Raw genomic sequence first — 15,118 nt, 5'->3', positions numbered from 1 at the left:
CCTTATTTATAAGATTTGTCAACTATTACTACGCCTTTGATAAATTCGCTTTTATGTGTTGTAGCAAATTCAAATGCTTCTTGAATATCTTTATACATGAAATATTTATCTACAATTGACATTACATTGAATTTTCCACTTGATATCATTTTGATAGTTTTAGGATAATCGTTGACGTAACGAAATAGAGTATGAATTGTTATTTCTCTGTTAATTTTCAGAAATTCTACTGGCGTTGCTCCTGGTATAGTACCCAGAATAAAGAAGGTTCCTGTATGCTTAACAATCTTTAAGCCGATTTGTGCAGTCGCATTGCTACCAGCACATTCATATACAAAATCAGCGCCATTGGTTCCAACTACTGCTTTAATTTTATCAACTACATCTGGATCATCACCTTTAAATGTAGCATTTGCACCAAGTTCTTTGGCTTTTGCCAAGCGATTATCGACAATGTCTATTACAACAACTGTAGAGGCGCCTGCCATCTTGACTGCCATTGTCGTAAGTAAACCTTCGGCTCCTGCACCTAATATGACGACTGACTTACCAATTAAATTGCCAGCGGACTCGGCAGCGTGAATTGCCACAGAAGCTGGCTCTGTCATGGCTCCTTCAACCAGACTCATATTATCGGGTAAATGATAGGTCCACTCGGCTGGATGATTAATATAGTTTGTTAAAGAACCTTTATAGTTAGGAGCAGTTGCCAGGAAATCTACATTAGGGCAGACATTATAATGACCTGATCTGCAAAATTCACAGGTGCCATCAGGAACACCAGGTTCCATAGCTACACGATCACCAACTTTAAAGTTGGTAACATTTTTTCCTACTTTAGAAATTATTCCGGCAGTTTCATGACCTAAACCAATTTCTTGATTTGGATCTTCAGGTGGTAAATAAGGTCCATCAGTAAAGCCGTGCATGTCAGAGCCACAAATACTAACATCACAGACTTTTATTTGTACTTCGTTATCTTTAGGATCTTCAATTTCTGCATCTTTAATGACCATTTTTCCTGGCTTTTCCAGTATTGCTTTTGTATTATGCATGATTAACCTCTCTATTACTTTCTAAATTAATGGAACTATCGATTTCATTAATTGTTTTCTTTCTGGTTTCAATACCAAATAAAATAATAATAAGTGCGCAAAGTCCTAAAAGAATTCCTAAAGTGATAAAAACAGCAACTACTCCAAAATCTGTGAGTATCCAAGCGATTAAATATGGAGACGTAATAGCTACAAATCTACCAATAGCGTTTGAAATACCCAAGCCCCGCATTTTAACTTGTGTAGGCCAAAGTTCAGTTGCATACACTGCAGAAGAAAAGCTATTGTAGATGTATAAGATAAAAATCATAATAAAGCCGATTATTAAAATACTCGCCTCAGACCTTTGTTGTGCATAAATATAGCCTAAAATTGCAATAGCTATGATAAAAATTCCTCCGAACAACTTTCTGGGTAAAAATTCAATAATGAATGTTGAAAAATAAGTTCCCAAAGGTGCCGCAACGATCATAATAGTGGTCATAAGAAGGGACTTGGTGACTGTTATACCGTTGTTGACAAAAATCGTGGGTATCCAATTATTTATCGTATAAAGCGCTAGGTTCATTGCAATCAGCGTAGTGGAACAAATTAATGTTCGCCTTCCTAATGCGCCAAAGAAAAAATTCTTGAATGGTATTTTAACTTTTTGGCTTGAATTAAGTTTTCTGTTGTCATTTTCATTAACTGAAATATCAATTTTATGGCCTTGCTCTTTTTCAACTCTTTTAACTATTTCGTTAAGTAAGCATTCTCCTTCCTTTTTATGTCCGTTTTGTAATAACCAGTGTGGCGATTCCTTAAAAAATTTGTGGAAAAAGAAAAGTATAATGAAAGCACAAACCGAACAGATTATAAAAACTGATCTCCATCCAATAGTCGGAATAGCTATTAAGCAAAGCAGGGATGCAATTAAAGGTGAAAAATTGCCAAAACAAGAAAGCATGGCTTGCCATTTTCCCCTGAATTTGGCTGGTAATAATTCAGTAAATGAACCATATCCAAGTTCTATTCCAGCTCCCATACCTATTCCCATTAAGCCTCTGCTAACAATCAGCAAGAACATGTTGGGTACAAGTGCAGCAACTAATGAAAACACGGCAAAAGTCAAAATTGAAATTTCATTCGACTTTTTTCTGCCAATTTTATCGCCTAACCAGCCACCTATAAGTGATCCGATAAAAAAGCCAATCATCATAGCAGAAGAAAAGGCTGCGTTTAAATAGTTATTAGACCAACCTTTATGAATTAAATCAGCTAAGATTGAATTTCCTGAAGAATTAAGAACACCGTTTATTTGAAGTCCAAACCCTAAAAGGAAAAAGTTTTCTAAATGCCATTTTGAAAAAGGCAGTTTATCGAGAACTTGTTCTGATTGCTTTGGTTCTTTCATGTCAATCCCCTTTTCTATTTCTGAAATCGCTAACATAATAATACACCCATTAATGTTCATTTGAAACATAAAATGTAAAAATAAAAAAATAATTATTTAGTTCACAAGTTATAAAATACTTTTAAATCAGCAATATAAGCTATAAATATTGAATAAAAATGTTGCAAAAGAAAATTTATATTACAAAAAAGATTGACTTTTAACATTTTCGGCTTAGTATAATAGTTGAGTCATGACTCGATCGATAGTAAGGACTTTCTTGTAAGGAGGTCAACATGAAAAATGACAATTCGCCCTTTGCTGGGGCAAGATTAGATAGATTGCCAACTAGTAAATTTCATTGGAAAATTTTTGCAATAGTTGGTTTTGCATTATTAACCTGCTGGAGTAATGCAATAGGAGGGCTGGTCTTAGCTCAATTAAAAGTAATTGGTTGGACAAACAATAGTCAGACAGCATTGTTTACTTCATTAAGCACTGCTGGTATGTTCTTTGGAGCTTTAATTGGTGGTTCCATTGGTGATAAATATGGCAGGAAAAAAACTTTTTTGCTTTTTGAAGTAATGCACATAATTACTATGTTAGTTGCAGCTGTTTCTCCGAACATGAATTTCTTAATGGTAGTTAGGTTTTTCATGGGACTGGCTTTAGGGGCGCTATTAACTATACTTTTTGCCAGTTTTACGGAATACATGCCTTCAAGAAGTAGAGGTACTTGGTCATCCCGAATTTCATTTGTGGGAAATTGGTCATATCCTATTTGCTCATTGATAGCAATGCTACTAACAGAAATTGTTGCTCCAGAAATGAACTGGAGGTTGCAATTTGTAATTCCTGCGTTACTTTCAACATTCATTTCTCTAATTGCGTGGAAAGCCTTTCCCGAAAGCCCCAGATGGTTAGAGTCAAAGGGACGTTATGCTGACGCAGAAAAAGTTTTAACCAATATTGAAAATGAGGTTTCAAAAGAGACTAATAGTGTTTTGCCTGAAATTCATAAAGACAAGACTGAAAAAAATGATGAAGAAAAACAAAATATTTCTTATACGGAATTTTTTAAAGGAAATTTGCTTAAAAGAGTAATACTTGGTTCATTTGCTTTAATAGCTATGAATGTTACGCAATATACCTTAATAAACTGGTTACCAACTATGTTCCTCGCTCAAGGAATAGATATTAAGAAGTCTGTTTTTCTTAATACTATGAACATGTTTGGTGCACCTGTAGGTATTTTTATTGCAACGCTAATAATGGATAAAATACCGCGCAAAGTTATGGGAATCGGTCTCTTGAGTATCATGGCCGCACTAGGCTATATTTACTCTTTTCAAAGGAGTATGTTGATGATCTCGATTTTGGGCTTTTTCCTAATGATTTCTGTTTATATGTTTGTTTGTTATGCCTCTGCTGTATATGTCCCTGAAATTTGGCCAACCTATGCCAAATTAAGGGGATCTGGCTTGTGCAATGCCATAGGAAGGATTAGTGGAATAATTGTCCCTTTCATTGTTGCCAAGTTGCTTGATTCAGTTGGTATTACTGGAGTATTCATATTACTTGGAATCACGTGTTTAATAACGGCAATTATAATTGGTATTTTTGGTATTGAAACAAGAGGAAAATCTGTAGAAGAAATTGGTTCAATAAAATAGAAAGAGGATATTAAAATGAAAGCTTTAGCTCGTTATGGTAAAGAATTCGGTGGCTATAAGATGATTGATGTTCCTGTGCCAGAAGTTGGTCCAGAGGATGTCTTAGTGGAAATTAAAGCTGCCACTATTTGTGGTGCGGATATGAAGCACTATAAAGTTGATAATGGTTCAAAAGAATTTAACTCTATTCGTGGCCATGAATTTGCTGGTGATATTGTTAAAGTTGGCGACAAGGTAACAGATTGGAAAGTAGGAGACAAAGTAGTTTCTGACAATACAGGCCATGTTTGTGGTGTATGTCCAGCCTGTGATGATGGTGACTTTCTCCTTTGTCCACATAAGGTCAATTTAGGTTTAGATAATAATCATTGGGGTGGTGGCTACACCAAGTACTGTTTAGTTCCTGGTGAAATACTCCGTATTCACAAGCACGCTTTGTGGAAGATACCTGATGGTGTCAAATATGAAGAAGCAAGTTGTCTTGATCCTATTAGTAATGCATATAAAGCTGTTGCAGAACAATCTGGCTTAAAACCTGGTGATGATGTAGTGATATTTGGTACAGGACCATTGGGATTATTTTCAGTTCAAATTGCGAAGTTAATGGGAGCATTGAAGATTGTAATGGTTGGTCTTGATGCAGATACAAAATATAGATTTGATGTCGCTAAGAAATTAGGTGCAACAGATTGTATTAACGGATCTAAAGAAGATGTTGTAAGCCGCTGCAAAGAGATTATAGGCGAAGACAATCTGGGCACTGTTATTGAATGTTCAGGCGCTATGGTCGCATTACACCAAGCAATTGAGATGGTACGTCCAAATGCTACGATCGTACGTGTCGGCATGGGTTACCAGCCATTTAACTTTCCAATCAATCGTATTACTGAATGGAATATTGATATTAAGGGCCACCAGGCATACAGTTCATCTACTTGGCGTCGTACAATTAAGCTGCTGGCAGCTCACAAAATTGATGTTGAATCAATGATTACTCATAGATTTGGACTATCGGAATGGCAAAAAGGCTTTGATGCTATGGCGGATAAATCGGCCATTAAAGTAGTATTTCATTATGACTATGATGATTAAGATTGGAGATAATTTAGTATGTTAGCAGATATTAGATATTGGGAAAAAATTGCACAGAAACATCATTTTGCTATTCCACATTTTAACGTTTGGAATGTCGAAATGCTTGAAGGGGTCATGGATGCCAGTGAACAAGAAAACTCTCCGGTGATTATATCCTTTGGTACTGGTTTTATTCACAATACAATATTTGAGGAATATGCTGGAATGATGGTTTCAATGGCTAAACATTCCACACTGCCTGTAATAACTCACTGGGATCACGGTCGCAGTTTTGATATTGTAAAAAATGGTTATGATTACGGAATGAATTCTGTCATGAGGGATGCTTCGAAATTACCATTTGAAGAAAATATTGCTGAAACTAAAAAAGTAGTAGATTACTTTCATCCATTAAATGTTGGTGTCGAAGCTGAACTTGGTCACGTAGCTGATCCTAATAAGTATGAAAAAGCAATGGAAGATTATCAGTATACCGATCCTTCAGTAGCTAAAGAATTTGTGGATAAAACTCATTGTGACTCATTAGCTGTAGCTATTGGTCAGGTACACGGTGTCTATACTTCAACTCCTCATCTTAATTTTGAGGTTTTGGAAAAAGTAGCTAAAGCAGTTCCTGTACCATTGGTTTTACACGGCGCTTCTGGAATTCCTGATGAACAGGTATCTAAAGCTGTATCAATGGGAATTTGTAAAGTTAACATTCATACTGATCTGGGTATTGCTGCAATGAAAGCTGCTAACGCTCATAGTGACCAACTTTATCTAGAAGTTCAAAAGTATGTACGTGAAGCTATAAAAGATGAAGCAGTTCATAAGATTCATGTTCTGGGCTCTCAAAATAAAGCTGACTTAAGGCTGGAAAACTATTAAGTTATATTTTAAAATTTATTTTATTGTCAGAATTATATAAAATAGACCAGGTTGAAAAACTTGGTCTTATTTTGTCTTTTAAAAAAATGTGGAACAATTTCATATTATATGAATTAAACATTTGCTAGAATAGTCTTATAGAACGGCGGAAGTGGGAACTAATATGGAACGAATAGAACTTATAAAAAAAGAATTAATGAACAATCACACTGTGAATATTTCAGAATTAAGTGATAAGTTTAATGTTACCAATCAGACTATTAGAAGGGATTTAAACCAATTAGAATCTGAGGGCTTCATTAATCGTACTTACGGAGGAGCGGTACTTAATGAAGCAAAGGTTGATTTTGCAGTTCCATTTTATCGGCGTTTATCTAAGAATAAAGATGGTAAGGATAAAATTGCTCTGCAAGTGATACCACTTTTAGTTAATTGTAATAGCATTTTTGCTGATTCAAGTACTACTGTTGTTAATGCAGTGAAATATTTACGTGACTCTGATTTAACTGTAGTTTCTAATTCCGCCGAGGTTCCAAGGCAGCTATATACCGGGAGTGCAAACTTTATTTGCTCAGGAGGAATATTAGATCGACACAGTATTTCTTTTCATGGTGCAATAGCTGAGCGGACTTTGCAAAACTATAATGTCGATGTAGCCTTAATTAGCTGTAAAGGTTTAGATATGGAGCAAGGGGTAACAGACTCAACTGATTCTGAAGCTATAATCAAAAAAATAATGATTAAACAAGCAAGTGAAGTTTATTTGCTAGTGGATTCAACGAAGTTTGATAAAAAAGGTTTCGTTCATTTGATTGATGCTTCAAAATTAAGTAATGTGATTACAGATAAAAAACCAAGTGTAGAATGGTTAGAGTACTTTAAACAAAAGAATATTAAACTTATTTATCCCAAATAGTTCGCTATAAAGCAATTCTTTGATAAATTGCTTTTTCTACTCTAATAAACTATATATATAGCTGTTTGACTTTAAGCTTATAATATTGATAGATTCTAAAAGCCAAAATGAAAACTGGCAGGAGGCAAAATGATGCACACAACTGAGCAACTTTTCGCTGAGGAAAAGATTATTAGAGAATATTTTAATTCATGGCTAGAAAGCGATTTTAGTAGACTTGATAACTGGTTTAGCCAAGATGTCTATTACCGTGAATGTTATGGTGCTACTTATGAGGGATTAAATGAGCTAAAAGCCTATATCAATTCAAAGTCTAAAGAGCAGACAGTTTTAAAATGGGATATTTTGAGCATGGCTTATACTTCCTCTAACCAGTTTGTAGTTACTTGGTTTTTTGATGCTAAAGAAAAGCAAGAATATTGTTTTGACGGTGTTTCTCTAATAGCTTTTTCTGATAACAAGATAAAAAGTATAGTGGAATATTCAACCAAACATGAGACATACCGACCATACAAGGACAAGGTGTAACTAAGAATTTGTGAACATGATATATGAAGCTCATGGTTGGATACAATATAAATTTAATAATTTCTTTTTTAATTGCATAAAGAAAAAAGTTAAAAATTTTTTGAAGAAAAATATGGTATATACCATTTATATTCAAAAGCTATAAATATATTGAAATACAAGACTAATTTGGTTTATACCAAAGCTCTAAGCCTTACTGCCACAACATTTTTCACCGATTTATAGTAAAACGTTTCCATTTAATGTGCTATAATACAATTGTAGTGAAATATTAGTAGGAGGAAATATTATGAATGCTATAATTAATTGGCTAAACAAGCATCTAGTACCTGTTGCAGCCAAGATTGGTTCAATTCGTTGGCTTGTAGCTTTACGTGATGCCTTTATTTCGATAATGCCAATAATGTTAGCTGGTTCTGTTGCTAGTGTATTGAATGCCATTTTTAGAGACGTTCCCACCAACTTAGGCTGGATGGGTGTTGTTAACTCAATGCAATGGCTGATCAGTATCAATGCAATGGTCTGGACAGGATCAACTGCTATTTTGGGTTTGCTGTTTGCCTTTACCTTTGGTTATCAGATGTGTGTGCAGTATAAAGTTGAACCAATTGCGGGTGGTCTTCTTACACTAGGCACATTTATTATGAGCTTGCCTCAGAGCTTTTCAGTTGATTTGAAAAATGCTCTTACTAAAGGTGATATAAAGACCCTAACTGATGCCGGTACAGCTGTTGTCGGTAAAAATGTCAGTGCCTGGGGCTGGTTTAACTTTAACAAGTACTTTGGTGCTTATGGCTTCTTTACCATAATGATTATGGGTGCCATTTCAGTTTCAGTTTATATTGCTTTAGTTAAGAGACATATTACTATTAAGATGCCTGAAAGTGTTCCACCTGCAGTTTCTAATGCCTTTACTGGTATTATTCCAGCAACTGCTGGTTTGTTCGTTGTCGGTATTATTGATTATCTATTTAGTTTAAAGAACACTACGGTTATTGACCTAATTGCTCAAACAATTCAAGAGCCATTAATGAAGATGGGTCAAGGCTATGGTTCATTATTATTAATTGTATTCTTAGTACAACTGTTCTGGTTCTTTGGTATTCATGGTACCAATGTTCTTGCTCCAGTTACTGAAAGTATTTGGACAACAGCATTAATCGCTAACGTTAATGCCCACAAGATGCAAAAAGCTTTACCATATATGTGGACTAGAAGCGACTTCGACCTTTACGTTTGGATTGGTGGTGCAGGTTCAACACTGTTACTTATTCTGGCTGTTCTTGCCTTTTCAAAACGTGAAGATGAACGTGCTGTTGCTAAGGTTTCTCTTGTACCTGGAATCTTCAACATTAACGAGCCAATGATGTTTGGTATGCCAATTGTTTTGAACCCAATTTACATTATTCCATTCATTCTTGCTCCATTAGTTATGGTATCAATTGCCTACGGTGTTCTGAGTCTCGGCTGGGTAAGTCCGGTTGCAGTACAGACTACTTGGGCAATGCCGCCATTCCTTAACGCAATAATCGCTACGATTGACTGGCGTTCAGTTATCTTACAAATTGTTAATATGGTTGTTGGCTTCCTAATCTATGTACCATTCGTTATTGCATCTAATAACATGGATCCTGAAAAAGTTAATAAAGTTTAAGGAGCAATAATTTTATGAAACAGTTAGGTATTTCCCTTTATCCCGAACAAAGTACATTTGAGCAGGATAAAGGATATATGGATTTAGCTCACAAGTATGGCTACAGCAGAATTTTTTCTTCACTCTTGCAATTAAAGAGTGCCAGCGGTGAAGATTTACTTGCCAAGTTAAAAAAAGACGTTGCTTATGCAAACGATTTAGGGTTTAAAACCGTAGTTGATATTAATCCCGTTTTATTTAAAGAATTAAAAATTGACTATAATGATTTAGTCTTTTTCCATGACTTAGGCGTTTGGGGCTTAAGATTGGATGAAGGCTTCAGCGGTATGGAAGAAGCCGCCATGACTCATAATCAATATGGGTTAAAAATAGAACTTAATATGAGTCGTGGTACTAATTATTTGGATAGTATTATGGCTTATGACCCTGAAGTTGATAATTTGATTGGTTGTCATAACTTTTATCCTCAAGAATACACGGGATTAAGTGAGAAAATTTTTAATGAATATTCACAAAAGTATCGTGACTATGGTTTACATACTGCTGCGTTTATTTCATCTAAAAATGCTCAATTCGGTCCGTGGCCTGTTCATGAAGGTTTACCAACAATGGAAAGCGATCGTCAAAGAGATATTTTTAGTCAAGTAACACATTTGCGCTTGAGTAAGAAAATTGATGATATTATTTTTGGCAATGCGTTTGCCAGCGAAGATGAACTAGCTGCTGCTGCAAAAGCTTTTAACAGTCCATTTCCTGTTCTAGGAAGTGAATTTGAACAAGATATTTTGCCAATTGAGAAGACAATTTGTCTTAAAAAGCCGCATTTGTATCGCGGTGATGCTTCGGAATTTTTGTTGCGTGATACCCAACCCCGTGTCGTTTATGCTAAAGAAGATATTCCTGCACATAATAACGATAAAGCCTCTTTTGAAAGAGGAGATATAGTTGTTGTCAATGATAAATATCCACGCTACAAGGGAGAATTACAAATTGTTTTAACTCCATTTGCAAATGACGGCAGACGTAATCTTGTTGGTCATATCTGTCCAGATGATTTGGACTTGTTGAAAGGCATTGCGCCTTGGAGTACATTTATATTACGAGAATCTAACTAAGTTAATTTAATTATTAAAGCCATGAGCAATTGCTCATGGCTTTTTATTGTGCAATTTTTTAAGAATAAAATAGTATAATTGTACATGTAAGTGATTTCATATAAAGGAAGAGAATTAGAATACTATGCTAGGTTTTTCAATGTATCTCAACCGCGATTTTACGGCTGATGACTATAATTATTTGCTAGCGATGCGTAATGCTGGTTTAACTACTGTTTTTACTTCATTGCACATACCAGAAGATGATCAAAAAGTTGTTTTGAAAAGATTAGCTGAATTAACCAAGTGGTGCCAGAATTTAGAAACAGATATCATTGCTGACGTTTCTGAGAAGGGATTAGAGCAACTAGGTATTGCACTAGATAACGAAAAGCTGGTTGAAAGTCTGGGATTAACTGGACTAAGAGTAGATGACGGTGTATCCGCAGCTACTATAGCTAAACTTTCGCAGAAAATGCCAATTGCTTTGAATGCCAGCACTATAAATAAAGATGACATCACAGCTTTACGAGAACACGGCGCCAGTTTTGAAAATTTACAAGCTTGGCATAACTTTTATCCTCGTCCGGAAACCGGCTTAGATGCAAATTGGTTGGAACAAAAAAATAATTGGTTACACCAAATGAATTTGGAAACTATGGCGTTTGTTGCGGGCGATGATGTTCTGCGTGGACCTATTCATGCTGGACTGCCAACTCTTGAAAAACAAAGGGGTGAGAATCCTTTAGCTGCCACATTGGAATTAAAACAGCTTGGTTGCGACCATATTTTTATCGGGGATCCCTCTTTAACTCCAGACATGATTAACTGTTTTAAAAATTATACTAAAAAGAAAATAATTACACTTCATGTTAATGAAAACTTGCCTGAATTGTTCAATTATGAATGGCATAATCGTCCAGATGTGGCACGTGACGTGATTAGGTTGACGGAGGGGCGTAGCCGCCAATTTTTTAACACAGATCCACAGACAACAGTAAGTTCACGTCCTAAGGGAACCATTACCTGTGATAATAAATTATATCTGCGTTATCAGGGTGAATTACAAATAACTAAGCGTGATTTGCCTGCCGATGAGAGAGTTAACGTTTTGGGACAAGTTGTGCCTCAAGACTTACCCCTTTTAGATCTAATCGGTGCAGGCCAGAAAATTCATTTTGTGGAGCTGAAAAAAGACTAGGGGTATTTGTATGTAATTTAAAAAGCCTGCTAGCAGGTATGCCTTGCTTTTCCAGCTAAAATATTTGGTCAAGCAATCTATTAATCATAAAATTGGTATAGTACAATTATGGCTTAAAATTTAGATAATAAGTTTATAATATTGATAATTGGTATAATTAATACTATACTTACTTTGTGCTGACATTGTTCTGAGTAAAAATTTTATTGAAGGACATAAAAATATTCACTTAAAATTATTTTTCTGTAATTTTATTAAAGGAGTCGAAAATGAAAATTAAAAAATGCGGATTAGCCATTTTAACGCTACTTCCGATTGTTTTCTTCTTAGCTGGTTGTGGCAGTAAAAAGAAGGCAGCTAATCCTGCTGTTAAGCCAAATCAGAGTCAAGTAGTTACTACTACGATGTATTCCAAAAAAATGCACTTGGACTGGAATTATGATGTCTATCTGCCAGCGGGTTATGACCCTAGTGGCAATAAAAGATATCCTGTCTTATACATGTTGCACGGTGTAAACGGCAACCACAGGAACTTACTTGAAAGGTTTAATTCTCAACAGATCTTGGATGGTTTAGTCCACCGAAAGAACAAGAAAATGATAGTAGTTTTTGTAGATGGGTTTAACAGCTTTTACGTTAATCAAAAAGACGGCTTGCCAATGGAAGATGCCATCGTTCACGACATGGTGCCGACAATTAATAAACTTTATAAAACTAAAACAGATCCTGATCATACGGCAATTGGTGGGATTTCAATGGGCGGCTATGGAGCAGCTAGATTTGTTTTGAAATATCCTAACTTGTTTGGTAAGGCAGTTTTGATTTCACCTTCAGTGTGGTATAACCTGCCTAACACTAACCCTATTAAAATGAGCATGCACGCGTTTACTGATGGAAAAAAGAGCTGGTCGGATAAAGTTTATCAGTCTTTATTCCCGACAAATTATCTGGGTGATCAATCAGCCAAAAGCAAGTTTTTTGTCGAAACCACTTCATCAGATACTACTGTACCGGTAATCGATGTTAACCGCTTTGTGAAAAAACTGCAAAGTAACAATATCAGCGTTAAATATATTAAAGACAGTGGCGATAATCACAACTGGACTTATTGGGCCAAAGCTGCACCAAATGCCTATAATTGGGCTTTGGATGAAATGAACTAGTGAGGTGAGCAAAATGACAAAAAAATCTGATCAAGATTTAGCACAAGAAATATTAGAATTAGTCGGTGGTAAATCAAATATAAGTGAAATTGTTTCTTGTATGACAAGGTTGCGCTTAACTATCAAAGATAATTCACTAGTTAATATTGATGCTTTGAAAAAAGTCGCTGGTGTTTTAGGAGTTGTACAATCAGAAACGCTGCAAATTGTTTTAGGACCCGGAAAAGTTACGAAAGTAGCTCAAATAATGGCTAATTTAGCAGATATCAACCTCACTACTGAAGATGGTAACAGTGATTTAGCAGAGGTGAAAAAACAAGCGCAGGAAAATAAAGCTGCCCAAAAGGCTAAGCATGACAAACCACTCCAAAGAGGGTTACATCATATTGCCAATGTCTTTGTACCACTCTTACCAGGTATTATTGCCGCAGGACTGGTAAATGGTATTACTAATGTTATTGATTACCAAACTGGCAGTGCATTTGCTAATGACTGGTGGTACATGGCTATTAAAACGATTGGCTGGGGTCTATTTGCCTTTTTACCAGTATTTGTAGGGATGTACGCCGCCAAAGAATTTAAAGGTAGTCCAATCCTTGGTGGTATTGGTGGTATCTTCTGTTTAAGTCTAGGTTTACCAACATTCCCTTTAGCTTCGCTTGCAATTTCTATGCCCTTCACAAATAAACCTTATGTTACGGGTGTCGGTGGCTTACTGACCGCTTTATTTATGGGTATTTTTATCGCACTGACGGAAAGATGGATTAGAACATGGATGCCTAATATATTCGATACATTTTTCACTCCAATTTTGACACTGATTTTCTGCTGCTTGATTTCGGTAGTTTTCCTGCAGCCTGTCGGAAATTGGCTAACGAATATTATTTATGTCGTCCTAGATTTCTTATATACCAAATTAAGCTGGATAGGTGGCTATCTGTTATCTTCAACATTCTTAGGTTTGGTTTCTGTTGGATTGCATCAAGCTCTAACTCCTATCCATGTTATGTTGAATGACCCTACTGGACCTACTCACGGGATCAACTATTTATTACCCATTTTAACAATGGCCGGTGGCGGTCAAGTTGGAGCTGGACTTGCTTTATACTTTAAGAGTAAGAACAAACGGTTTAAGAAACTGGTCATGAGTTCAATTCCAGTGGCGATTTTAGGTGTTGGCGAACCTTTAATGTATGCTGTCACACTTCCATTAGGCAGGTCGTTTATTACCGCGTGTTTAGGCGCCGGCTTTGGCGGTATAGCAGCCTCACTCTTTCATTTAGGGACTGTTTCTCAGGGAGTTTCAGGAATTTTTGGTTTACTAATAATTCAACCAGGACAGCAGTTACAATTTGTGATTGCCATGTTAATCGCATATTTAGGTGGTTTCATTTGTACTTGGTTCTTTGGTGTTGATCAAAGCCGCATTAATGAACTATTTCCAGAATAAGATTTAACTATGTCAATTAAAAAGTAAGTTAGGAATAATATGGCAATAAAAAATTTAGTGACCGAAACTCGTAATCCAGCTACGACTCACATTGATACCATGTCCACACTTGATATGGTGAAAACGATTAATGCAGAAGATCAAAAGGTAGCTCAAGCTGTTGCGCTTGAAGAAAAACAAATTGCACTTGCGATTGGTGAAGCCGCAAAAAGATATGCACTGGGTGGCCGTTTGATATATATGGGTGCTGGCACCAGTGGCCGTTTAGGCGTGCTAGACGCTGCAGAATTAGTGCCTACGTATGGTATTAAACCGGAGAGAGCAGTTGGCTTAATTGCCGGTGGTAAAGGTGCAATGTTTTCTGCCGTAGAAGGGGCGGAAGATTCTGCAAAAATGGGCAGTGCTGATTTAAACAAGATAAAAATAGCTGCTAATGACGTGGTTATTGGATTAGCTGCTAGTGGTAGGACACCTTATGTTGTTGGCGGACTGCAATATGCCCAGAAAAAAGGTGCCTTAACCATTGCAGTGGCTTGTGTGCCTAACTCTGTCATTGGTCAAACAGCCAAGATTGCAATTGAGGCAGTAGTTGGACCTGAGGTGGTCACAGGTTCAACACGCATGAAAGCCGGTACAGCACAAAAAATGATTTTAAATATGATTTCAACCGGTGTAATGATCAAACAAGGCAAAGTTTACCAAAATGTGATGATTGATGTGCAACCGACTAATGCGAAGTTAGTTGATCGTGCCTGTCGCATTATAAGTGAGACTACAAGCATTACCACTGAGGAGGCGTTAGTTTACTTAAAAAAAGCCGATAACAAAGTTGACCTAGCGATAATAATGGCAAAAACTAAAAAAGATAAAAATGCAGCTGAAGAGTTGCTCACAAAATGTCAGGGTAATGTTAGCCGTGTATTACGGGGAGAATAAAATGTTTGGCTGCGAATAATTTTGGCTAACCTTTCAGATGGGATTTAAACCAACTGAAAGGTTTTTCTGTGATAAATTATGAATTATTTTGTTAAAAAGTCCTTATTTGCT

General features: G+C 36.1%; 13 protein-coding genes. 11 read left to right on the top strand and 2 right to left on the bottom strand.

From position 1 onward, the window contains the following. Nucleotides 1-2: 2 nt before the first annotated feature. Both H3R29_RS02835 and H3R29_RS02830 read right to left on the bottom strand, forming a co-directional pair. Complete coding sequence (locus H3R29_RS02835; RefSeq protein WP_198202537.1) at nucleotides 3-1,055, bottom strand: NAD(P)-dependent alcohol dehydrogenase; 1,053 nt, start codon at nucleotides 1,053-1,055, stop codon at nucleotides 3-5. Further along, nucleotides 1,048-2,484 (bottom strand): MFS transporter, encoded by a 1,437-nt coding sequence (locus tag H3R29_RS02830; protein ID WP_232352208.1) that lies wholly within the window; start codon nucleotides 2,482-2,484, stop codon nucleotides 1,048-1,050. Before H3R29_RS02830 ends, H3R29_RS02835 begins: the two co-directional genes overlap by 8 nt. Nucleotides 2,485-2,723: 239 nt before the next feature. Here H3R29_RS02830 and H3R29_RS02825 point away from each other — a divergent pair, with 239 nt between their 5' ends. From H3R29_RS02825 to murQ, 11 genes are all read left to right on the top strand, one after another. Then, on the top strand, nucleotides 2,724-4,100 hold the full coding sequence (locus H3R29_RS02825; protein ID WP_198202535.1) for an MFS transporter: 1,377 nt from the start codon (nucleotides 2,724-2,726) through the stop codon (nucleotides 4,098-4,100). 15 nt (nucleotides 4,101-4,115) lie between these two features. Beyond that, nucleotides 4,116-5,192, top strand: a complete 1,077-nt coding sequence (locus tag H3R29_RS02820; protein WP_198202534.1) for a zinc-binding dehydrogenase — start codon at nucleotides 4,116-4,118, stop codon at nucleotides 5,190-5,192. 18 nt (nucleotides 5,193-5,210) lie between these two features. Next, nucleotides 5,211-6,065 (top strand): class II fructose-bisphosphate aldolase, encoded by an 855-nt coding sequence (locus H3R29_RS02815; protein WP_046325444.1) that lies wholly within the window; start codon nucleotides 5,211-5,213, stop codon nucleotides 6,063-6,065. Nucleotides 6,066-6,228: 163 nt separating this feature from the next. Further along, on the top strand, nucleotides 6,229-6,981 hold the full coding sequence (locus H3R29_RS02810) for a DeoR/GlpR family DNA-binding transcription regulator (RefSeq protein WP_046325443.1): 753 nt from the start codon (nucleotides 6,229-6,231) through the stop codon (nucleotides 6,979-6,981). A 129-nt stretch (nucleotides 6,982-7,110) separates the two neighbouring features. After that, nucleotides 7,111-7,509 carry a nuclear transport factor 2 family protein gene (locus H3R29_RS02805; RefSeq protein ID WP_232352207.1) on the top strand — a complete coding sequence of 133 codons (399 nt, stop codon included), beginning with the start codon at nucleotides 7,111-7,113 and terminating at the stop codon, nucleotides 7,507-7,509. Nucleotides 7,510-7,798: 289 nt separating this feature from the next. Next, nucleotides 7,799-9,163: a PTS sugar transporter subunit IIC gene (locus H3R29_RS02800; protein WP_198202533.1), complete on the top strand. Its 1,365-nt coding sequence runs from the start codon at nucleotides 7,799-7,801 to the stop codon at nucleotides 9,161-9,163. A 14-nt stretch (nucleotides 9,164-9,177) separates the two neighbouring features. Next, complete coding sequence (locus H3R29_RS02795) at nucleotides 9,178-10,278, top strand: DUF871 domain-containing protein (RefSeq protein WP_187156729.1); 1,101 nt, start codon at nucleotides 9,178-9,180, stop codon at nucleotides 10,276-10,278. A 124-nt stretch (nucleotides 10,279-10,402) separates the two neighbouring features. After that, nucleotides 10,403-11,458, top strand: coding sequence for a DUF871 domain-containing protein (locus tag H3R29_RS02790; RefSeq protein WP_198202532.1), 1,056 nt, complete (start codon nucleotides 10,403-10,405; stop codon nucleotides 11,456-11,458). A gap of 269 nt (nucleotides 11,459-11,727) precedes the next feature. Beyond that, a complete protein-coding gene (locus H3R29_RS02785) occupies nucleotides 11,728-12,621 on the top strand; it encodes an esterase family protein (protein WP_198202531.1) in 894 nt (297 codons plus the stop codon). Nucleotides 12,622-12,634: 13 nt separating this feature from the next. Next, nucleotides 12,635-14,071, top strand: coding sequence for a PTS transporter subunit EIIC (locus tag H3R29_RS02780; RefSeq protein ID WP_198202530.1), 1,437 nt, complete (start codon nucleotides 12,635-12,637; stop codon nucleotides 14,069-14,071). 39 nt (nucleotides 14,072-14,110) lie between these two features. Beyond that, a complete protein-coding gene (murQ, locus tag H3R29_RS02775; RefSeq protein WP_198202529.1) occupies nucleotides 14,111-15,007 on the top strand; it encodes an N-acetylmuramic acid 6-phosphate etherase in 897 nt (298 codons plus the stop codon). The last annotated feature ends 111 nt before the right edge of the window (nucleotides 15,008-15,118 follow it).

Origin of the sequence: Lactobacillus sp. M0393 (assembly GCF_016102025.1) — a bacterium.
Classification (GTDB): domain Bacteria; phylum Bacillota; class Bacilli; order Lactobacillales; family Lactobacillaceae; genus Lactobacillus; species Lactobacillus melliventris.
Note: the sequence above shows the minus strand (reverse complement) of the source record. Positions and strands in the feature narration are given on the sequence as shown.